Raw genomic sequence first — 20771 nt, 5'->3', positions numbered from 1 at the left:
CTTTACCAGAACAACTAATATTATCCAAAAGAAAAAACAGAAGGGTGTCAGGCACCATGCGAAAAAATTCACATGGTGCCTGACACCCTTCGTTTGATAAATTTATTCAAAATAATACATTAAAGCGATTGTACCAGGCCCAGTATGGGTACTAATGGTAGGACCTGTATAATCAATTGAAAGATCCTGATAGCCTGTTAATTCTGAGATTGCTGCTTTTAGTTTAGAAGATAGTTCAATCGCTTCGGCATGAACAATGCCTGCACCAAGAATGGTTTTCTCTTTCACATCTTCCGTAAATTGTTTAGCCAAGTATTTAACCACCTGCGAATGACTTCGAACCTTGGCAACGGGGTTGTATTCAGCCCCTTCAAGGGAGGCAATCGGCTTGATATTTAATAACGAGCCAATAAATGCCTTCCCTTTTCCAATTCGGCCGCCCTTCACCATGTTTTCAAGTGTATCGACCATAATATAAAGTTTAGTATTTTCACGTATCTTGTCTAGGCGTGATAGAATTTCCTCCATACTCTTTCCCTGCTTCGCCATTTCCGCTGCTTCCTTAACCTGGAACTGGAGCGCCAACGAAATAAACTTCGAGTCAACAACGGTGACTTTAGTTTTTGTCATCTGTGCAGCGCTTTCAGCTGAACGAACGGTACCGCTCATTTTGCCTGTCATGTGGATCGATAAAACCTCATATCCTTCATCTCCGAGCCGGTCGTACACTTCAAGGAAGGTTCCAGCCGACGGCTGCGAACTTTTAGGTAATTCGTTAGATTGGTTCATCACTTGAATATATTCAGCCACATCTATGTCTACTCTATCTAAGTATGATTCTCCATTTATAGTTACGGACAATGGTACTACTACAATACCAAGTTTTTCTGCTATATCTAATGGCATGTCCATTGTTGAATCGGTTACAATTTTAATTTTGCTCAAAAAAGTCACTTCCCTACCAGTACTGCTTTGTATTATACAGTTAAGTGCAGTGGAAAGGAATAACATACATCACTTTTGATGATTTTTTAAAATTAGGCTGTGTTAAACTTGTCTGTTGATTTCCATTCCAGGCACATCGCTTTCCGCGGGCGTGCCNNAAAATCAACATTAACCTTTAACACAGCCTAAAATTAAAAAGCACCGCTGGGGGAATCCCTGCGATGCTCTGAATGCATTAAGCGTTATTCTTTAATTCTCCTATTTTAAACAAGCGTTCATAATCAGGCCATTTCATGATCTTTTTCAAATAATCTTTAAAGGAATAGCATTTTTTCAAGCTTTTTTCCTCGTAGAGCGACGTAACATACGTCTGTAAACGGACTTGGATCATAAATTTATAAGCGCTATCTTCCTCCAATACAGGAATTTCAATAATTTTAACCTTCTGTCCAATATCATTTTTGAACTCTAGGCTCTTGAATAACAAAATATCAATCCTCTTTTTCACCCGTTTGTGTATATTATACACCCAATGCGGTTCGAAATGTGTCTTATTCTGCTTGGAATGAGAAATATTTATGAATTTTTTAATAGTCATTAGTTATTACCCAATAATAAAAACAGGTCAATATGATGGGCTGGTTTTCTCATCAAGGTTGGTTAAAATAGAAGACTTTCATGAAAACCGTAACTACTTTAAATTTCAGTCCTGGATGAAAGAACTGAACAATTGCTAAAAAATTGCCCCCATTCCTATTGAAATGAGGGCTCACTTTTTGCTATTCCAGCTTATTTACGCTTCAACCATTTCTTCTGTTTCCTCTTCTTGCTGCTTTTTCAACCGTTTACGGTAAACAAATTTTGATAGATTAATGCTGATTTCATAAAGCAATAAAAGTGGTACGGTTACCACAAAATCAGACATAAAGTCTGGTGGCGTGATGACGATCGCGATAATAATAAGCACGAAGTAAGCATATTTACGAATTTTTGAAAGAACAAACGGATTGATAATACCCAGCGAAGTTAAAAACATAACAACAACTGGAAGTTCAAATAATACCCCGAATGGCAGCGTCATGTTTAAGATAAAACTAAAATATCTTTCGGCTGTGAAGTTTGTGACAAACATATCTTTACCTATGTTCACTAAAAAGTCTAACACCATAGGGAAAATGACAAAATATCCAAAGGCTAGTCCAATAATAAATAAGAAAAATAAAGCTGGAACATAGGAAAGGGTTATTCTTCTTTCATTCGGTTTCAATGCTGGTCTGACAAACAGCCAAATTTGTAAGGCGAGGACAGGAATGGTTCCTGCCACGGCAATTACGGTTGCCAGCATAAAATAGATCCACATAATATCACTAGGGCCGAGAACTAGTAATTTTTCATTTCCAACAAACCATTTATAGATATCATCAACATAAATAAAACCGACAATAAAAAAAACTACAAAGGCAAGTGCAGAAATAATAATCCGTTTGCGCAGTTCTTCTAAATGATCCACTAAATTTAATTCTCTATCATCCATGTACTTCCCCTGCCATTATCAAAAGATTAAAAAAGAGCACGTGCTTGTACTCTAGGTAAAACAACTTCAGTTATGATTATATACGAAATGTACCATGAAATTCCTTAGTCAAAAGGATATTTATAAAGAAGAAAAGGCGTAAGACGGAAATCTCACACCTTATTTAGTCAAGTTTTTCTTTTCTTCATCAATGTCGCTCATTACATCATCTGTGAGTTCACGAGTAGACTTTTTAAATTCCTTTAAGGTTTGTCCGAAAGCACGTCCGATTTCTGGAAGTTTCTTAGGTCCGAAAATAATTAATGCAAGTGTTAAAATCAAAATCAATCCGGGTACTCCGATATTTGAAAACATGGATGTACAGCCCCTTTAATTGTTATGTTATTGCTACTATGATTATATTACCTAAAATTCAATTTAGGTAAGTTATCATCAATAATTCATAGTAATTTCACAATATCAACTAAACATCATTGTAATATTTAGTGTTTCTTATCACATTATAAATTACTACTGACAATTTAACAATTACAACTAATGAAGTCAATCATTTAATTGTTATTTACACATTAGACTTTCGATTATATATTCTAAACTCATAATCATACGGATTTTTATCATCTCTTAGGCCTTTTTCAAGAGAAGCTAATTCCCATTCGCTTGAATCAAACTCAGGAAAAAATGTATCGCCTGGAAATTTATCATGAATAAGCGTAATGTAGAGCCGGTCAGCAGCACTGAATGTCTCTTTGAATATTTCTGCTCCGCCAATCACAAAGATTTCATCGTTTTGCTTCTGGCAATACTTGACAAACTCCTCAACGGAGGTAATAACCGTACAATCTTCACTGCGGTAATCAGCCTGGCGGGTAATCACAATATTCTCTCTGCCTGGAAGAACACGGCCAATGGATTCATGCGTTTTTCTTCCCATCGCAATGGGGTGGCCCATTGTAACCCGCTTAAAGAACTTTAAATCCTCAGGTAAATGCCAAGGAAGTTGATTATCTTTCCCAATCACTCTATTTTCGTCCATTGCGACGATAAAGGAAATCATACACTCACCACTCCTTTTATATGTGGATGTGGGTCATAGCCTTCAAGTGTAAAGTCTTCATACTCAAAAGAGTAGATATCTTTAACGGACGGATTTATTTTCAGGACAGGCAAAGCACGAGGCTCTCTCCCCATTTGTAACTTTACTTGTTCGAGATGATTTTGATAAATATGAACATCACCGAATGTATGGATAAATTCGCCTGGTTCTAGGTCACATACTTGGGCGATCATCATTGTTAGAAGCGCATAGGATGCAATGTTAAACGGAACGCCAAGAAAGACATCTGCTGACCGTTGGTACAGCTGACAGGACAATTTACCGTCTGCCACGTAAAATTGGAACATGCAGTGGCACGGTGGCAGCGCCATGTTGTCAATTTCCGCCACATTCCAAGCATTAACCAGAAGTCTTCTGGAATTAGGATTTGTTTTGATTTGGTCGATGAGTTCGCTAATTTGATCAACAGTTTTACCGTCAGCCCCTGTCCATGACCGCCATTGGTGGCCATAGACCGGACCCAATTCACCGTTTTCATCGGCCCACTCATTCCAAATACGGACGCCATTCTCCTGTAAATATCCAACGTTGGTATCTCCGTTTAAAAACCAAAGTAGTTCATAGATTATTGATTTTAAATGCAGTTTTTTCGTAGTCATGAGCGGAAAGCCTTCCGCTAAATTAAATCTCATTTGGTAACCGAAGGTGCTAATCGTGCCCGTACCTGTTCGGTCGCCCTTTTCGTTTCCATTTTCAAGGACATGCTTACATAAATCTAAATATTGCTTCATCCCGGACAACTCCCTTATCGCACATATTCATCTATTTTAACAATCAAAATCTAATTAGTGAAGCGATAGCTGTTTCATAAATTGAAATGTTTTCGGTGCTTTCATCCGTAATAGTTCTTTTGAATCAGAATTTAAAAAGTACAGCGCGAATGACTCTGCAAAATATTCCTCTGGATATTGAAAATAGCTGTTTCCTGGAAATAATTGTTCATGTTCATTTTCCACCAAATTCATAAATTCTTTCGAACCACTAATTTCATTGAACACATAGTGATCGATGGAATGCGCCAGTTCATGTAATTCTAAATTTATCGAACCGTGTCCTTGTCCTTTATCGCTCGCACCGATTTTAACTAATACCACTTTAGAACCACCAATTCCAGGGACATCATCCCAGGTTACATTATTGGTATACCCCCTAGGAATTTTCCCTTTCAGGTGACTTGCCGTTGGATTATCCGTAAGTTTTCCAGTAAATAATTTCATGCTGATTCCGTTATTAATTATTTTTTCTAATATAGAGTCAGGAATCGAGTCAATTCGGTTAATTATTTCTGCTGCTTCTTTTTGATCAAAACTTTGCTTAGGTAAGACAATAATTTGATCGAGGAGTGATAATGATTGATTGACTTTAAGTGATTGGTAGAGCAGAGAATTCGTAGAATAATCACCAAGCAAAACACCGACACCAGAAGCCTGCGAAGTAGTGATTGATGATAGAAACAAACCAGCGATTAATACTGAAACGATAGTTTTTCGCACCCTATCATCCCCTTGTCATTCATAGATTACTTGAATTATAACATGGGAACACGAATGCGGTTTCAGAAAATTATATGGAATTACTGGATAAAAAAAGGGAAGAAGCTGCCATAACGGCAGCTTCTTCAAGTTACACTTCTAAACCATAATTTCGGCAAAGGGCTGCTAATCCACCAGCAAAACCACTGCCAATTGCGTTAAATTTCCAATCACCATTATGACGATAAAGTTCACAAAATACCACAGCTGTTTCGACGGAAAAGTCCTCGCCAAGATCAAAGCGCAATACCTCATTCTCCGTTTCTTCATCAACAAGACGGACAAAAGCGTTAGAAACTTGACCGAAATTCTGAAATCTTGCATCCGCATCATGAATGGTTACGGTAATGGCGATTCGCTGTATATGTGATGGAACTTTACTGAAGTCAATCTTGATCTGTTCATCATCGCCGTCACCTTCACCTGTTCGATTATCTCCTGTATGTTCCACTGAACCAGAAGGGTGAACGAGTTGATTGTAAAAAATAAAGTCCGAATCGTTAACGACTCTTCCATTCGCATCAGCTAAAAACGCCGATGCATCCAAGTCAAAGTCATTTCCGCCATGATAACGATTCGTATCCCAGCCCAGACCACAAACTACTTTCGTTAAGCCTGGGTTTGTTTTTGTTAAATCAATTCTTTGCCCCTTTGACAAGTTAATACCCAAAAGGAATCACCTCAATTTGAACTTTTTACCTTACTTAACTAAAGGAACGAACGACTTCACTAAGGCTTGCTGCATTTGTCCCACTTCCAATAGCTGCAAACTTCCATTCATTGCCGTGACGATAAATTTCTCCTGTCACCAGGCATGTTAAACCGCTGTAATTGTCTGTTAGGTTGTAGTGAAGTAACTCTTGATTATTTCCTGGATTTACGACCCTGATAAATGCATTTTTAATCATTCCAAAATGCTGCTTCCTCTTAACACAGTCATAAATATTTACAACGAAAACAAGTTTCTGAATATTGGCCGGAACACGGCTTAAATCGATCATTACCTGCTCGTCATCACCGTCACCATCGCCTGTTAGATTATCTCCTGAGTGTTGTACACTGCCATCGTTGCTTCGCAAGTTTCCAAAGTATACAACATCCTTGTTGTTTTGAAGCTTATCGTTTGCGCCCAGCATAATTACTGAGGCATCACAGTCTACATTAGCTGCACTGCCACCGCCAAACAAACCTCCGAATAAGCCGCCGCCACCGCCGCTTTGAACTGGATCCCATCCTAAACCGACCATGATTTTAGATAATCCCGGATTGCTTTTTGTTAAATCCACACGCTGACCTTTTTGTAAATTGATAGCCAATTTAATCACTCCTATTAGCAATTTTTATATTAAGATTGTTTCAATTTTTTAAAGTTATCTTGCAGCTGCTCTAAACGTTTGGTGCCTTCAGCCCGCATTCGTTTATTTTCTTCTTCAATAGCCTTGGTCTCCTGCATACCCTTTATGATAATGTTCCACGATTCTTCAATCGTCTCAATTTTAATACTTGGACCACCAGCTAATCTCGCAATATCGGTACTTTGCTGCGAAATGTTCTGCGCATTCTTAAGAAGCATTTCGTTTGTCCTGCGGTCTAATTCACTCATCGAATCAGCCACTAGCTTTTGTCTTTTTGCTGCCATCGCTTGAATTAACCCATTCTTAAAAATCGGAATGGTCGTGACAAATGCCGAATTAATTTTGCCAATCAGTTTCGTATTTCCTCTTTGTAAAAGACGAATCTGAGGAGCAGTTTGCAGAGCAACCATTTTTGCCATTTCCAGATCATAGATGCGCTGTTCCAATAACTCAATAACATTTTTGAGCGAGTCCAATTGCATGGAAGCCATCTGATCACCAGCAGCTGTCCGGGCTTCAAGCTGTGGAAGTTGATCATTCTTTAATTCCTCTACTTTTATTTCACCCGCAACAATATATTTTTCAAGGGTCAAATAGTATTGATAGTTTTGCTCATACATTTGTTCGAGCATATTGGTTGAATCAACCATTTCATGCTGATATTTGGATATTTCTATGTATACCTTATCAATTTCAGACCCCATCGTTTGGTACTTGCCGAACAGTTTTTCGACCATCTTTTCACCCTTTTTGAAAAGCTTTCCAAAAAGTCCGCCTGACGTCTTTTGAAAGTCCTTTGCATCAAACTTATCCATGATGCGGCCCAGTTGTTTAAGAAGTTCCCCTGAGTCCTCTACTTTCGTTGTCCGCATATTATTTAATATCTGGTCAGAAAAACGGGAAATTTGTACAGCAGGTTCCTTCCCAAACTCTAACACTTGAATTTGGTCACGTTCATCAATCGTCCGGGCCAAATTTTGAATTTCAGGTTCTTTTCGAAGCGCAAGTTTAATGTCAGAGACTTTTGTTTCTGTAAGGATGTCATCTGCACCTGCTGGCGTTAAGCTGCTTGATGGATTAGGCGTAAGATTCACTTATTAATCTCCCCTTAAATTTTTTAAGATTCCTTGGAAAAGCCCTTTTTTGAAAATGGACGGTTCCTTAAACTCCAATTCAAAAACAACATCTTCGAGCCAATGCTTATCAAATAACCGTTCGTCAAGAAAATTTTCAATATCATTATGGCCAGGAGGATTATACAGGATGATATCAATCCCAAATTGATTTAAGAGTAAAAGCAGAGCTGCATCGGATCTTGACAGCATACCGGCCATTTCATTATTGAAAATGATTAACTTCGGAACATGTTGGGAGTAGTCAAATTTCTCAATCAACTGAATAATCGGTTTAGGCATAAACAAGGCCTGGGTAAATAAATACATTTTTACGTCTTCTATCGTTTCCGTTGGCAGGGGCTTTAAACCTGGTTTATCACATATTCTTCTGACTGCGTTAGCAATTCCTTTTTGTAAGCCGGTGGAAAGGAATGAGTAGGGCCAATAATGTGACTTCATCATGATTTCAGGGTTAATCAAGCCGTCCTTACCGTGGGCATTTCGATAATGAAAGCGAAAGTCACTCGTGCTTTCCATCGTGATTGGCAAACGTCGAATCAGTAAACTATGTTCTAATTCACTCAGTGATTGCAAGCGGTCCCAGTACTCTTTACGATTCTTACTCACTCCCTGAATCTTAGCAAAGATGGAAGGAATTTTAACTTGTCCGTTCCGCACCTCAAAATCAGGCCGAATCATTGCTATTTCTTTGCCAAGGATAAAAAGTTCATCATACGTGGTTTTTAACGTAATTGAAGACGGTGTGTAATCCCTTAATTGCCATGGCTTGTAAAGGCCAGAACCCTCTTGGTTTAAAATGGTCTCAATTTCTTTGGAAGCACGGTAAGCAACCGTTGCTTTACGAGTCCGCTTTGCCCTAGGGAATGGTTCTGCAAGGATGCGATTAGGGTATTCATGAGAGAATACCGCCTCTTGAATCATCCCTTCCAAGATATCCTTACCTTCAGGATGAAAAATGACCAGATCACAGCCTAGCTTTATTAAATAATATATAAAATATTGGTGACTTTTCTTAAAATCGCCATACCACAAAAATTTGGGCATTTCTTTTTGTGGATCGCACTTTTCCAAAACTGGCTCTAAATGATTGATAGACCATTTCACAAGATCAACCAGGACCCGCCTTAAATCATGGTTAACTAACCCGTCTTTTTCACTCTTAGCGAACATCTCTAATGTTGCAATCATCGCTTCGCGCAGTTTCCGATGTATAACTGGGTTCCTTGATTTCAACAATAGCTGTTCCCCTTCAAGAAAAGCGGTAAATCGGTTGATGGACAGCTTTTGTTCTCGATGGATATTGATGACCTTTTGAATGGATTGAAAGTGATGGTTATTAATCGTTTTATCCAGTGATTCTTCACTTAATAAATGCAAATCCCATTCCGGATTATTCACATAATCAAAGAGCTCGTTATAATAGTGGTCCTGGTCGATAGGTATTCCAAGGAACTTCCCAATTACTTGCCCAATGTGAATAGTGCCATTTTCTAATGAATAATTTGGCCGCTCTGGCAATGATTTCTTCAGCAAAGCCTGCCAATTTTCATATGAAAGGGCAACAGGTTGGGCCTTTAACTGATTATATGATGGATTCATTCATAATCCCTTCCCTCTAGAAGCGAAAGCTTTTTTTTCAAGCGTTTAGAAAATTATGTAAGGTTTCCATAACATCATATCACAGTTATTTAATTGGTTCATTTGTTTATACGAAACTCCTTAAAAAATGTTTCATACAACATGTATTTCCCTAATTCTTCACCTTTTTCCTTGTCCTTACATACTATTGAGTACTCACACTAAAGTAGGTGACTCAAATGCGTTTTTTATATAAGCGGCCGCGGATGGAGCAGATACAAGAGGAATTGGATACCGTTATGGATGTAATGGTTTCAGATGTTTTTGTTTATCTAGATTTATTTGTTTTCAGTTTCATCTTTACGTTTCTACTATCTCCAATATTGCAATCATTAGCCTTGTCAGTCCTATTCTGCTTAGGAACGTATAGTTTATTTTCCTGTGTTTATTTTTTCGTTATTACCCGAAAAGAGAAAAAAATTAAACTGTAAGACGAAGCAGTTGTAGAAATTGTAGGATAATCTCCTCCCCTGCACCGATCCCCTTATTTTTTGTCAGAGTATAATCATTGGTGCCTGACACCCTTGCCAGTTCCCCATGGGCCGGGACAAAACGATAGTGGCAGTTTTTCAGAAAGTCCCAATCTAGTATGGAGTCCCCCGCACCAGCAATTACTTTCATTCCTTCTCGTTTTGAGATATATTCAAGTGCGTCTCCTTTGCTAATTGCTCGAGGGATAAAGTAGAGTTTTCTCCCTTGTAAGGAGATTCTCCATCCATTTAGAACTGCCACTTTATGAATCACTTGGAGATCAGAAGCAGGTGGAAGACTGTTTAAGATGAAATAGAAAAATAAATTTTCTGCCTGCTTCATTTGCCCATCAAATTGAAAACTTTCCTTTTTTAACTTAGCAAGCAGTTCCTTTTGGGTAACTGATTCCTCCGTCATACGGTTGATAATATGTGCTGACCACTCTTTCAACAACATACCCTGATAAATGATATTGGCCCCATTTGAAGTGATTGCATATTTAATTGCAATGTCATCCTTAAAAATATGAAAACGGTTAAATTGTTCCGTTGTCCTTGTGGTAACTGGAATAAATAAACTATTCATTGCTAACTCTTTTAATGCTGAAAAGGATGTTTCAGTCATATAGGCAACCCAGTTATCGTCTTTTCTTTCAACTGGTTTAAGAAGGCTTGGATCATCGTTACCTAGATCCTCAATCGCCCGGTTTGAATAAACCAATGTACGGTCAAGGTCAGATGCAAAAATCATACATTACTCTCCTTAACCGATTTAATTAAGCCGCAGCATAAATACTTTAAGTTTGGATATGGTACGACTTCTACTCCCTTTTCTTCTGCGAGCATAAGAATATGTTTGACGAATGGACTTGAAGGATCACGCATCAGAATTTTCCATGGAACCCTGCGAAGTAATACTCTCGTTGTTTCGCCAACCCCTGGTTTAATAAAATGAGGGCTCCCAATTCCAAATTCAGTTTGAATTCGTTTGACGTCCTCCATCCCTAGGAATCCCGTTTCTATTCTTTCGTCAACCATGTTTCGAGCGACCTCAGCAGCTTCCACAGAAATGGTTCCAAATTCCTTACTAATCAAATCAATATATTGATTGGAAACATCGATGGGAATCAATTCCTGGTAATACTTAGCTCCATGGAAATCATCCTTGCCGATATATAGATCATTTAAAACGGTTCTGCTTACCAACCCAGATACGGTTGAGTTAAGACAAGCGCTTGGGATTAAAAAATCTTCCCTTGTTCCAAACAATGTCGTGCAGTAGCCGGGATCAGCAATAACTGCCAATGTGTCATCCAGTGAGACCCCGTATTTTTTTTTGTACTCGTGACAGGCTTTTGTCAATTCTTTCGAAATGGCCCCCTTACCTGTCCATCCATCAACAAACTGAATTTCAGCATTAGGGTGTTGAGTTAAAATGTAATTCAAGGCATTTTCATCGATCCCTCTATCACGAATGATAGATATACTATAATGCGGCACTGAAACATGGTAGTTCAAGTGTATATATCTTTTTATCAAAATTCCAACCGGTGTTCCTGCACGTGCAAGGGACACGAGCACAGTCTTATCACCTTTCGATTGATAGATTCGTTCGGCCACAATCCCAATGCATAAGGCCACTTTTTTCTTATACTCCTTGAGAGTGGACCAGAATAATTCCACATAGGCATTTGGCGGCTGGTACTCGATAGGTAACGATTCACTGTAGTGAACACCTGATTGAACCTTCATTTCTCGATTCTCTGTGGTATCCTCTAGAGAAATCTCACTTAAATCCTTTAATAGAAATTGAACGTCCTCCGCTTTATAACTTCCGATGCTTGCTGGTTTATTGGTTGTGCTTTTCATTTTGTTCCCCTCGATTATTAGAAAAATAGACGAGCCTAATCATCTTTATTTGTAATTTCTCTAGTTCTTTCAGAAGCGGCTGTAAACTCTCTAATTCTACTTTTCTTTCCATGAAAACAAATAATTCATCGTAGAATCCTGGAGGGATGTTGTAAACAAAGTGTGTAATCGATAGGGCTTCCGGATTTGGAAAAGATACACCGAACCTTGCCCCATAACCCACTTTGTTTTCGATGAAGATAGGGCTGCGGGTGGTCGATTGATAAAAAACCCCATTGCCCATGAGAGATGCGAGTTTCATGGGAAGATACATAAACTCTCCCGTTCCTAAGCAAAGAGTCTTATTCCCCGATCTTTTTTGATTCAATTTCGCCGCAGCTAGAGAGGCTATATGGTGAAGATTATTATTTTCTGAACTACTCAGACCAAATCGACCTGTTTCGTAAATAAATGCTGATTGATTCATTGGGTTATCCACTGATAAGGTTGTTTTCGAAAAAAAAGAAGATATGTCAACCCATTCTACGGTTGCCTTGGCATACTTTTTCCTTTCGGTGATTGGCGAGTGGTTTGCTATTTCTCGCATCTGCTTCACCTGTACCTTACCCGTTATCAAACTTACGACATTAATTTTTATACCAAGTTCCTGTTGAAACTGTTGAAATCTTTTTCGATCTTGTTCTGAACGCCAATCCAAAATGGAAACGATCGTATAAACACGTCTCGGGAATTTATTATGAATGGATTTGATAATATTTAAGGCCGTTTTACCAGTGGTCAATTCATCATCAACAAGGATTATTTCTCGTTCATTTTGAATCATCTCTAACGGAATATAGCAGCGGTGGGATGTTGCATGAGAATGCTCTTCTTCAAAGGTAATTTCCGGTCTCATCTGGTTGATTTCTTCCCGAGTGGTATGGAAATATTCGGCGTTTTGAAAACAATCAAAGAAGGCATGCCCCAGCGCTGTGGCCGTTTCAGCAAAGCCAATCACAACTGGACTAACATGTGTAGGAATAAACGCCCTACTCTTGTATATTTCTTCTCTATAAAATGAGGTTAATAGTTTCTCCGTTTCTACATATTTGATTCCCTGAACCATTTCTAAATATCTGGCACCTAGGAGGGCAGCAGTCAACAGCCCTTTATGGGGATTTATCGGGATATGTTTACCAAGCACCTTACTTACGAAAAGGAACGAACGCTTCTTATTTATCCTTGCCGCCATGGTAAATAACTCTTGGATGGATAACTCATACGGATTTTTAGTCACTTCTATCTCGGTTTCAATCGATTCTAAAATATTATACGTATACTTCTTTTTTGATAAGGTCGATGGTTGTGAATTCTTCATGCAGCACCCCGTATAACTTTGATTTTAAGATGGTTTTCTTAGCCCAATAATAGTGAGGTTTAATCTCATTCATTTTATTTTCAAAATTACTTTTCATTACACCAATTTCCCCTGTTGCTGCTGCAATGATATTGCTGGCATCAATGAATTCTTCGTAGGAAACCACATTAAGGGCTTGAACGACTTTGATATGTGTGGGATGGATGATCGTTTTTCCAGTTAGCCCGTTTGCGATATCCATGAGGATTTCCTGAATTAATCCATCCATATGATCATCAATTAACCTCGCCCGCCATTTCAGCCCTTCATCGCCATACCTTTCACGAAAAGGGGTTTGCCTTAACTGTGGCTTGAGCATTCTTTTTTTCGAAGAAAAATACTCCCAGACAGGACCAGAAACAACGTAAGGACTGTCAAAACGTTGAAAGACATTGATTATGTCAGAAATGCAATCTCTCAAAACAGCAATATCATACACCGTTGTATCTGCACTTCGGCGTATTCCATATAATCCACTAAAATCGGTCGCCCCAATCCGGACATTTAGAATATGTTCCTTGAAGCGATCAAGCAGGTTTTTTATACTTATTAATTCTTCCATTCTTGATTCTTTTTGGATGACCTTAGCTGTCTCCAAAACCGGCATAGCATAAAATGGATGCTGCTTAGTATGAATTCGACTTACCTCTAATAATAGTTCTTCACCTGTTTCGGCGCTGAATTTTGGAAGCACTACCCCTGTTAGAAGATGAATGGCATCAGTTAATTGAGCGGTTACCCTTTTAAACTGCTCGAGATTTCGAATTCTGATAAACATTAGTGGGAGATCCCTATAGCTTAGGAATCCCTTATTCATTTCTGCATGTAACATTACCAACTCATGGATGAGCATTGCCTCCGCATCCATTACCTCGTGATCCCCTACGGCATCTTCCAAGTCGATGACAAGAGAGGTTAATCCTTCATGCTTTTTAGATAATATTTCTTGATGAATATTAGGGCGTGTTGCTGGCATATAAAGAGTAGCTCCCAAACCATAGGATAGGAGTTCGAGGTTAGAATATTTAGTAAATGTCTGCGGTTTTTGATAGAAGAAGCGTTTAATTTCATCCTCGTAAAAGTATGTAAAAAATTCCATAACCAATTTCTCCTCTTTTAAAGCTAAAAAATAGAGGAGACGGACTCTCGTCAGCTCCCCTTTTTAATCAATAGTTTATGATTGGTTTTGTTTACTGGCTTCTTTCTTTTTATTCATGAAGTGAACAATAAAGGTAGCGCCAAATGTTATAGCGAGAATGATAAAGAAATGTAATGATTCAATATGAATGTTAAATAACGGTAAAGTTAATGCCATCTTAATAGAAATAATCAGGATTAAGATATAAGCAGTGGTTTCAAGTTCTGGAATTCTGTCAATTAAGGTAAGGAATACACCAGCGACACCTCGCATCATTAACACACCGAGGATACCACCTACAAACAGAATCCAAACTTGGTTGCTGACCCCAAATGCAGCAAGAACGCTATCGACGGAGAAAGCAATATCCATTAATTCAACAGCTGCTACGGTTCCCCAGAAAGTACCAAATAAACGGATTAGTAAGCCACCTTGATTAATTCCTTCTGCTTCCTCTTCATCATGACCAGTATCGCCTTTTCGCTTATCGATGAAATACTTAATCGCTAACCAAGCAAGATACGCAGCCCCAAGAGCTTTGATGACCCAAAACTTGATTAAGTATACTCCAATTCCAATTGCGATAAATCGGAATATATATGCTCCTAATAAACCGTAAAACAAAGCTCTTTTCCGCTTTTGAGGCTCCAAGTGTTTCACCATTACGGCTAAAACAAGAGCATTATCTGCAGAAAGCAAACCTTCTAAAATAATAAGTGTTCCAATAAGTCCCCAGCTGACCGGATCTACTAATATCTTACCCCACATATCTAAATCAAAAAATTGTGCATATGTGTCCAAGATATGATTAATAACTGACATTTAGAATAATTCCTCCCAAGTTGTTAAGAAAGTTTTTGTAAAAAGACCCAGTATCAAACTGGATCTTTTACAATTAATAATTAACCAATTTGTAAGCCGAAGTCTGTAGCAAGTGCTGCTAATCCGCCTTGATAACCGCTGCCAATGGCACTGAACTTCCATTCACCATTGTGGCGATATAATTCACCGACAACAATGGCTGTTTCAATCGAGAAGTCCTCACCTAAATCATAGCGAATCAATTCTTCCCCATTAGCTTCATTATAGATACGGGCATAGGCATTTGAAACCTGTCCAAAGTTTTGGTTTCTGCTATCGGCATCATGAATTGTAATAGTAAAAGCAATGCGTTGAATATTAGCAGGAATCGTTGTAAGATTTACTTTTACACCCTCGTCATCACCATCGCCAGCGCCTGTTCGATTATCACCAGTATGTACTACAGCACCATTTGCCCCTTGAGGATTATTATAGAAAATAAAGTCAGTTTCATTCGTTACTTTCCCATTTTCCCCCAATAAGAAAACGGAAGAATCTAGGTCAAAATCATTGCCGCCATCATATTTGTTCGTGTCCCAACCTAGTCCAACGACCACATTTGTTAATCCTGGATTGGTTTTTGTTAAATCAACTTTCTGACCTTTTGATAAACTTACTGCCATTTTTCATTCCTCCAATTTAAGTAATAGTCTATTTACGAGTTTGTCATAAAAAGGTTTCAATTATTATAATAAATTTTTTTTGTGCTTATTAGCAAATCACTTAACTCATCCATTTGGGTGGTGTATTTTTAGCCCAATAAATGGCGCCCAATTCATGGTGGTTCTGAAAATCATCGTGATAGGTGTGATAATGAAAATTAAACCAGTAGCCTTCTTGTGGCGGATTATCCCGTCTCACATGGAAACGAAGGACATCTTTATCAGTACCTCGATTTTTAATATTAAATATTTTCTCCGAATGGCCTGCTCCGGGTTGTTCTGTAATAGTGAGATTTTTTAAATCTTCTTCAGGAAATTGAATGGCCATATCCTCAAGCGCACTTTCGATATTCGGTAAAATAATTTCTTTGAATTCATTTTCGATGACAGGTTTTATTTTGGTACCAAATTTCTGATAAGACTGGATTTCTGCTTGTTTCATCAGATCTTCTATAAATTTGTCTCTATTAAACTCGGATTCTTCCTCAAAATTGTTCAGTTGTCCATATGCATTTTCTGTTGACGGCGATTCAAACGTATCAAGATCGGTGAAATTCTCTGCTTTTATATGGTCCATTAATTGTGTTGGTGTAACAAGTCCAAATGTTAAAACGGATACTAGTACAAATAACGTTTTACGGACCCAATTATTCATTATTAATCACCTTATTCTTTATCAATTTTCTATTATTATTTCAAATTAGTTACTATAAAAATATTATACTGCTTTTTTCATATAATTGGAAAAATTTCCGTCTTCAACACAAAAAAAAAAGAGGATGTCGGCTGACATCCTAATTAATAATTAACAATGGGCTTCGAATGCCCCAAGTAAATTATGCATTACTGATTCCATCGGCATTCCTTCAATATCATGTCTTGGAATAAAATGAACAACTTGTTTATCTTTTAATAATGCCATTGAAGGAGATGATGGTTCAATTCCTTCAAAATACTCACGCATTTTTGCGGTTGCTTCTTTATCCTGTCCAGCAAACACGGTTACGATATGATTCGGTTTTTTCTCGCTATTTAGGACAGCTTGAGTTGCCGCAGGACGAGCCAACCCAGCCGCACAACCGCATACGGAATTTACGACAACAAGCGTTGTACCACTCACATTTTCCATAAATTGTTCTACCTCTTGTGCTGTTGAGAGCTCTTCAAAACCAGCTCTTGTTAATTCTTCACGCATCGGTAAAACCATTTGTTTCATATATTCTTCATATGCATTTGACAATTTTAATCACTCCGTTTCGGTTCATACACTTTAGAATACCTAATCTACTGCTTATTTGCAATTTTATTCAACGCTCTTCCTGGCTTCCGTCATCTGCTTCCAAACAGAACCCTTTGCTTCTGAGCCGCCTTCTATTCTTTCGATTGCCATTTTTATTTGCAAACTGACTTCAAACTCCGAATCATTTTCGGCAGCTTTTAATGCTGGAAGTGCTTTTGCATCGCCTGCTTCATATAAAAACATAGCTGCCCGCCAGCGGACAAGCTTGCTTCTATCCTGTAATGCCTGCATCATTTCGTCTGTGGCTTCCGAAAAGCCTAAATCTGATAGACAATCACCTGCCGTCCTGCGAACAGTCACCGTTTTATCTTTCAGTGCCTTATATAGTAATGGCAGTACTTTCTTTTCCTTGATCATACCGAGGTAAACGGTTGCTAACCTTCGGATCGAAGCCTTTTCGTCGGATAATGCTTTTTCAAGGACAGGTAAATCCTCTAATTCAGGGTCATCCATTTGTTCCAGAACCTGATAGCGAATTTGCCAATCCGGATGATTTAACTCTTCTACCGATACTTTTTTGCGTTTTTTACTATATTTTTGTTCCGGCTTAGGATCCGTTGATTGAGCTTTTGCAACCAATTCTTCAAGCCGTACCTCAGGATAGGCGGCAATTAGTTCGTCCACCACTTCCTGGCCGATCTGATCAAAATCTCCATAGCGGACGCCTTGATTTTGCCACTTTCTAAGTAAAAGATAATGGTCATCAGGCAGCTGTGCCCGTTCTCTAGCGTTTAAAAAGTATTCCGGCATGCCAAACCGCTTTTCAGTTGTGCCGTCCGTCAACTTTACTTGGATAGGTATATCTTTAAACATTTGGATTTCAACTTTGATCTCACCAAAATGTTCGTTGATCTGATTGTTTCGTTTAATTTCCTCAGCTTTTTCTCCAAATGCTTGGCGTACTTGCGGCAATAATTCCTTCCAATCATATTTCGCATTTCGTTCAATGGCAAGGAAATCTGCTACATGATAAACACCTTTTATACCATCAATTTGAAGGATGGTTTGAATCCTAGCTGGTGCATCGGCAGCAGTTTCTTTTTTATAATTATGGCTTTTCCCCATGGGAAGTTCTTCATCTAGTATGATTTTCATTGTATTTGGACTTGGCGTTGGTTCAATCGCCTTAATTCTCAACACGACCACCTCATTCCTTTTCCGCAAGTTCGGCCAAGTATGACCAGCGCTCAATTAAATGCTCGAGTTTCTCGTTCAATTCAGTTTCTTGCTTCATTAAATCTTGTGCCTTGGTAAAATCACTGCCTGTCTTTGCCATTTCAGAAGCTATTTCTTCCAAGCGGGCTTCGGTTGTCTCGATGTCTTCATCAATGGATTCCCATTCTTTTTTCTCTGAATAGGTCATTCTTTTCTTTTTTTCTTTTTCAATTGGTTTTGTTGGCTTAGCGGTAACAGTGACTGTTTTTTGTGCCTCTAATGCTGCTTCCTTTTCAAGATACTCTGTATAATTTCCATAAAAGGATTCGATTGCCCCTTCCCCTTGTAGAACGAGAAGCTGCTCAGCTACCTTATCTAAGAAATAGCGGTCGTGGGAAACTGTAATCACCACTCCTGGAAAATCCTCTAAATAATCTTCGAGAACGGTCAGTGTCTGTGTATCAAGATCATTTGTAGGTTCGTCCAATAGAAGCACATTTGGTGCTGTCATTAGTATTTTCAATAAGTACAAACGTCGTTTTTCTCCACCCGATAACTTGCGGATTGGTGTTCCGTGCGTAAATGGCGGAAACAAAAAGCGTTCGAGCATTTGGGCCGCTGAGATTGTTTTCCCATCCGATGTGTTTACCACTTCGGCTGTCTCCTTAATGTATTCAATCATCCGCTTATTTTCATCCATGTCTTCGCTTTCCTGGGTATAATAAGCAATTTTCACGGTCTGACCCATGATGAATTCCCCTTCATCAAGCGGGATTTGTTTGGCAAGAACATTTAACAATGTTGATTTACCTGTCCCATTTTTCCCGATAATACCTATTCGATCCCCAGGCTTCACAAGCAAATCAAAGTGATGTAAGATCGTTTTTGGTCCAAATCGCTTGGATGCATCCTTCAGTTCGAAAACCTGTTTGCCTAATCGGCTGCCATTTAAAGTGATATCAAGTTTCTCAGCGGTTGGCTTTCCACTTGAAACCTTATCATCGAGCTCTTCGAATCGTTGAATTCTGGCCTTTTGTTTTGTTGTTCTTGCTTTTGCACCGCGCCTGATCCACTCAAGTTCTCTTCTGAAAAGATTTTTTCTTTTTTCAAAAGTCGCAGCTTCATTCTCTTCACGAATCGCTTTTGCCTCTAGAAAGGCCGCATAATTGCCTTTATAACTATATATTTGCCCGCCATCTAATTCAAACATTCGATTGGCCACTCGGTCCAGAAAGTAACGGTCATGTGTGACAAGCAAAATCGACCCGCTATATCTGCTTAAGTACTCTTCCAGCCACTTCACTGAATCAAAATCTAGATGGTTGGTTGGTTCATCTAAAATAAGTAAATCTGGTTCAGCAATCAAAACTTGTGCTAATGCGACACGCTTCTTCTGACCACCGGACATCTCACCAATTCTTTTTGTAAAATCTTCTATTCCTAATTTCATTAATATTGATTTGGCATTCGTGCTCGCATCCCAGGCATTTAGTGCATCCATCTGCTTTTGCAAACGAAAAAGGTCTTCTTGCACTTTTGTGTCATTTGGTGAAGCGGAAAGGTCCAATAAAGTTTTTTCATAGGAGCGCATCAGTTTTAAAATGGGTGCTTCCCCGGCAAAGACTTGTTCAAGGACGGTTTTATCCCCATCTAATTCCGGTTGCTGGTTTAAAAATGTGATTGAATAATCTTTGCTCGTGATGAGTTTGCCTTCGTCCGGTGTATCTAGTCCCGCAATAATTTTTAAAAGTGATGATTTACCGGTCCCATTGACCCCGATTAAACCGACGCGTTCTTTTTCCCCAATTGTAAAGGAAATAGAATTAAAGAGTTGTTTTTCCCCATATGTTTTTGAAACATTTTCAACTGTGAGCATTTTCATACTTGTCCATCCCATTCTTGGTAAAATTGTCCTAAAAATGTGACCATCATTTGTTGACGACTTTCTGCCATTTTTCGTGCCGTATCTGTATTTAGTAAGTCTTTCAATTTAAGCAATTTTTCGTAAAAATGATGAACACTTGTTGATTTCCCTTTTCGATACTCTTCTACCGTCATTTCATTTCTTACTGAAATGCTCGGGTCATAGATGGATTGCCCTTTTTTGCCGCCGTAGGCAAACGCCCTAGCAATCCCAATGGCTCCAATCGCATCTAAACGGTCAGCATCCTGAACAATTTTTGCTTCAATCGTGGACAGTGTTGTCGTTTGTCCACCCTTAAAGGAAATCGTTGCGATAATTTGTTTTATATGTCTTTTATCATTATCTGTCAGCGGTAAGGTTTGTAAAAAGGATTCCAGTTTTTCTTCCCCTTTTTCACAGCTTTCATTAAGCTTTTCATCTGATATGTCATGGAGGAGGGCCGCCATTTCAATAATGAACGGATTTCCTGCCGTTTCTTCCTTGCAAATATGTAGGGCATTTCTTCGAACACGGTCCACATGAAACCAATCATGGCCAGTAGCATCTTCCCCTAATTCATTGCGGACATAATTTTCTGTTGGTTCTATCATTTGGTTTTTCATTTTCTCGAACACCTACTTTCACCCTTGCTATTTTATCATGAAAAACAAATAAAAAATAACCCCGAAGAAACGAGGACACTGAAAAAGTCCCTGAATTTAGGTTTCGTGTATAAAATGGTCTGTTGATTTCCTCTCCA

The 20771-nt window shown here is 38.6% G+C and carries 23 protein-coding genes; 1 reads left to right on the top strand and 22 read right to left on the bottom strand.

Features of this window, described 5'->3' with window-relative positions; all coding sequences use genetic code 11:
- Positions 1-102 precede the first annotated feature (102 nt).
- The 11 genes from COJ96_RS05400 to COJ96_RS05350 all read right to left on the bottom strand — a co-directional run bounded on the left by COJ96_RS05400 (position 103) and on the right by COJ96_RS05350 (position 9218).
- Positions 103-945, bottom strand: a complete 843-nt coding sequence (locus COJ96_RS05400; RefSeq protein ID WP_098571959.1) for a DegV family protein — start codon at positions 943-945, stop codon at positions 103-105.
- A 235-nt stretch (positions 946-1180) separates the two neighbouring features.
- Positions 1181-1432 (bottom strand): DUF2535 family protein, encoded by a 252-nt coding sequence (locus tag COJ96_RS05395; RefSeq protein WP_098571958.1) that lies wholly within the window; start codon positions 1430-1432, stop codon positions 1181-1183.
- Between the two features lie 306 nt (positions 1433-1738).
- Positions 1739-2479, bottom strand: coding sequence for a twin-arginine translocase subunit TatC (gene tatC, locus COJ96_RS05390; protein WP_098571957.1), 741 nt, complete (start codon positions 2477-2479; stop codon positions 1739-1741).
- A gap of 159 nt (positions 2480-2638) precedes the next feature.
- Positions 2639-2833: a twin-arginine translocase TatA/TatE family subunit gene (locus tag COJ96_RS05385; RefSeq protein WP_098571956.1), complete on the bottom strand. Its 195-nt coding sequence runs from the start codon at positions 2831-2833 to the stop codon at positions 2639-2641.
- A 208-nt stretch (positions 2834-3041) separates the two neighbouring features.
- A complete protein-coding gene (locus COJ96_RS05380; protein WP_098571955.1) occupies positions 3042-3536 on the bottom strand; it encodes a dihydrofolate reductase in 495 nt (164 codons plus the stop codon).
- Positions 3533-4327, bottom strand: coding sequence for a thymidylate synthase (locus COJ96_RS05375; RefSeq protein ID WP_098571954.1), 795 nt, complete (start codon positions 4325-4327; stop codon positions 3533-3535). The genes COJ96_RS05380 and COJ96_RS05375 overlap by 4 nt, the downstream gene beginning before the upstream one ends.
- A 54-nt stretch (positions 4328-4381) precedes the next feature.
- The gene (locus tag COJ96_RS05370) at positions 4382-5089 is read right to left on the bottom strand and encodes an anthrax toxin lethal factor-related metalloendopeptidase (protein WP_098571953.1); all 708 of its coding nucleotides are present in this window, start codon (positions 5087-5089) and stop codon (positions 4382-4384) included.
- 130 nt (positions 5090-5219) lie between these two features.
- Complete coding sequence (locus COJ96_RS05365; protein ID WP_098571952.1) at positions 5220-5798, bottom strand: TerD family protein; 579 nt, start codon at positions 5796-5798, stop codon at positions 5220-5222.
- A gap of 34 nt (positions 5799-5832) precedes the next feature.
- Entirely contained in the window at positions 5833-6444 is a 612-nt protein-coding gene (locus COJ96_RS05360; RefSeq protein ID WP_098571951.1) for a TerD family protein, read from the bottom strand.
- Between the two features lie 29 nt (positions 6445-6473).
- Positions 6474-7577 carry a toxic anion resistance protein gene (locus COJ96_RS05355; RefSeq protein WP_098571950.1) on the bottom strand — a complete coding sequence of 368 codons (1104 nt, stop codon included), beginning with the start codon at positions 7575-7577 and terminating at the stop codon, positions 6474-6476.
- A 3-nt stretch (positions 7578-7580) separates the two neighbouring features.
- The gene (locus COJ96_RS05350) at positions 7581-9218 is read right to left on the bottom strand and encodes a YceG family protein (protein ID WP_098571949.1); all 1638 of its coding nucleotides are present in this window, start codon (positions 9216-9218) and stop codon (positions 7581-7583) included.
- Positions 9219-9436: 218 nt separating this feature from the next.
- On the opposite strand from COJ96_RS05350, the gene COJ96_RS05345 reads away from it, so the two are divergent.
- Positions 9437-9688, top strand: a complete 252-nt coding sequence (locus COJ96_RS05345; RefSeq protein ID WP_098571948.1) for a hypothetical protein — start codon at positions 9437-9439, stop codon at positions 9686-9688.
- Here the strand turns inward: COJ96_RS05345 and COJ96_RS05340 are convergent.
- The 11 genes from COJ96_RS05340 to COJ96_RS05290 form a co-directional block, all read right to left on the bottom strand.
- On the bottom strand, positions 9678-10478 hold the full coding sequence (locus tag COJ96_RS05340; protein ID WP_098571947.1) for an HAD family hydrolase: 801 nt from the start codon (positions 10476-10478) through the stop codon (positions 9678-9680). The genes COJ96_RS05345 and COJ96_RS05340 overlap by 11 nt on opposite strands.
- Positions 10475-11596 carry a cysteine protease StiP family protein gene (locus tag COJ96_RS05335; protein ID WP_098571946.1) on the bottom strand — a complete coding sequence of 374 codons (1122 nt, stop codon included), beginning with the start codon at positions 11594-11596 and terminating at the stop codon, positions 10475-10477. The genes COJ96_RS05340 and COJ96_RS05335 overlap by 4 nt, the downstream gene beginning before the upstream one ends.
- Entirely contained in the window at positions 11577-12953 is a 1377-nt protein-coding gene (locus tag COJ96_RS05330) for a phosphoribosyltransferase family protein (RefSeq protein ID WP_098571945.1), read from the bottom strand. The genes COJ96_RS05335 and COJ96_RS05330 overlap by 20 nt, the downstream gene beginning before the upstream one ends.
- The gene (locus COJ96_RS05325; protein ID WP_098571944.1) at positions 12904-14091 is read right to left on the bottom strand and encodes an HpcH/HpaI aldolase/citrate lyase family protein; all 1188 of its coding nucleotides are present in this window, start codon (positions 14089-14091) and stop codon (positions 12904-12906) included. Before COJ96_RS05325 ends, COJ96_RS05330 begins: the two co-directional genes overlap by 50 nt.
- Before the next feature lie 75 nt (positions 14092-14166).
- On the bottom strand, positions 14167-14952 hold the full coding sequence (locus COJ96_RS05320) for a TerC family protein (RefSeq protein ID WP_098571943.1): 786 nt from the start codon (positions 14950-14952) through the stop codon (positions 14167-14169).
- Between the two features lie 80 nt (positions 14953-15032).
- Positions 15033-15614: a TerD family protein gene (locus COJ96_RS05315; protein WP_026563843.1), complete on the bottom strand. Its 582-nt coding sequence runs from the start codon at positions 15612-15614 to the stop codon at positions 15033-15035.
- Positions 15615-15714: 100 nt separating this feature from the next.
- Entirely contained in the window at positions 15715-16308 is a 594-nt protein-coding gene (locus tag COJ96_RS05310) for a YpjP family protein (protein WP_098571942.1), read from the bottom strand.
- A 150-nt stretch (positions 16309-16458) separates the two neighbouring features.
- Positions 16459-16893: a BrxA/BrxB family bacilliredoxin gene (locus tag COJ96_RS05305; protein WP_098571941.1), complete on the bottom strand. Its 435-nt coding sequence runs from the start codon at positions 16891-16893 to the stop codon at positions 16459-16461.
- A 63-nt stretch (positions 16894-16956) separates the two neighbouring features.
- The gene (locus COJ96_RS05300) at positions 16957-18090 is read right to left on the bottom strand and encodes a conserved virulence factor C family protein (RefSeq protein ID WP_098571940.1); all 1134 of its coding nucleotides are present in this window, start codon (positions 18088-18090) and stop codon (positions 16957-16959) included.
- 10 nt (positions 18091-18100) lie between these two features.
- Complete coding sequence (locus tag COJ96_RS05295; protein WP_098571939.1) at positions 18101-19990, bottom strand: ABC-F family ATP-binding cassette domain-containing protein; 1890 nt, start codon at positions 19988-19990, stop codon at positions 18101-18103.
- Positions 19987-20634: an HD domain-containing protein gene (locus COJ96_RS05290; protein WP_098571938.1), complete on the bottom strand. Its 648-nt coding sequence runs from the start codon at positions 20632-20634 to the stop codon at positions 19987-19989. The genes COJ96_RS05295 and COJ96_RS05290 overlap by 4 nt, the downstream gene beginning before the upstream one ends.
- Between the last annotated feature and the right edge of the window lie 137 nt (positions 20635-20771).

Source organism: Bacillus sp. AFS073361 (assembly GCF_002567005.1).
Taxonomy (GTDB): Bacteria; Bacillota; Bacilli; order Bacillales; family Cytobacillaceae; genus Neobacillus.
The sequence above is the reverse complement of the archived record's forward strand: the minus strand, read 5'-3'. Positions and strand labels throughout refer to the sequence as shown.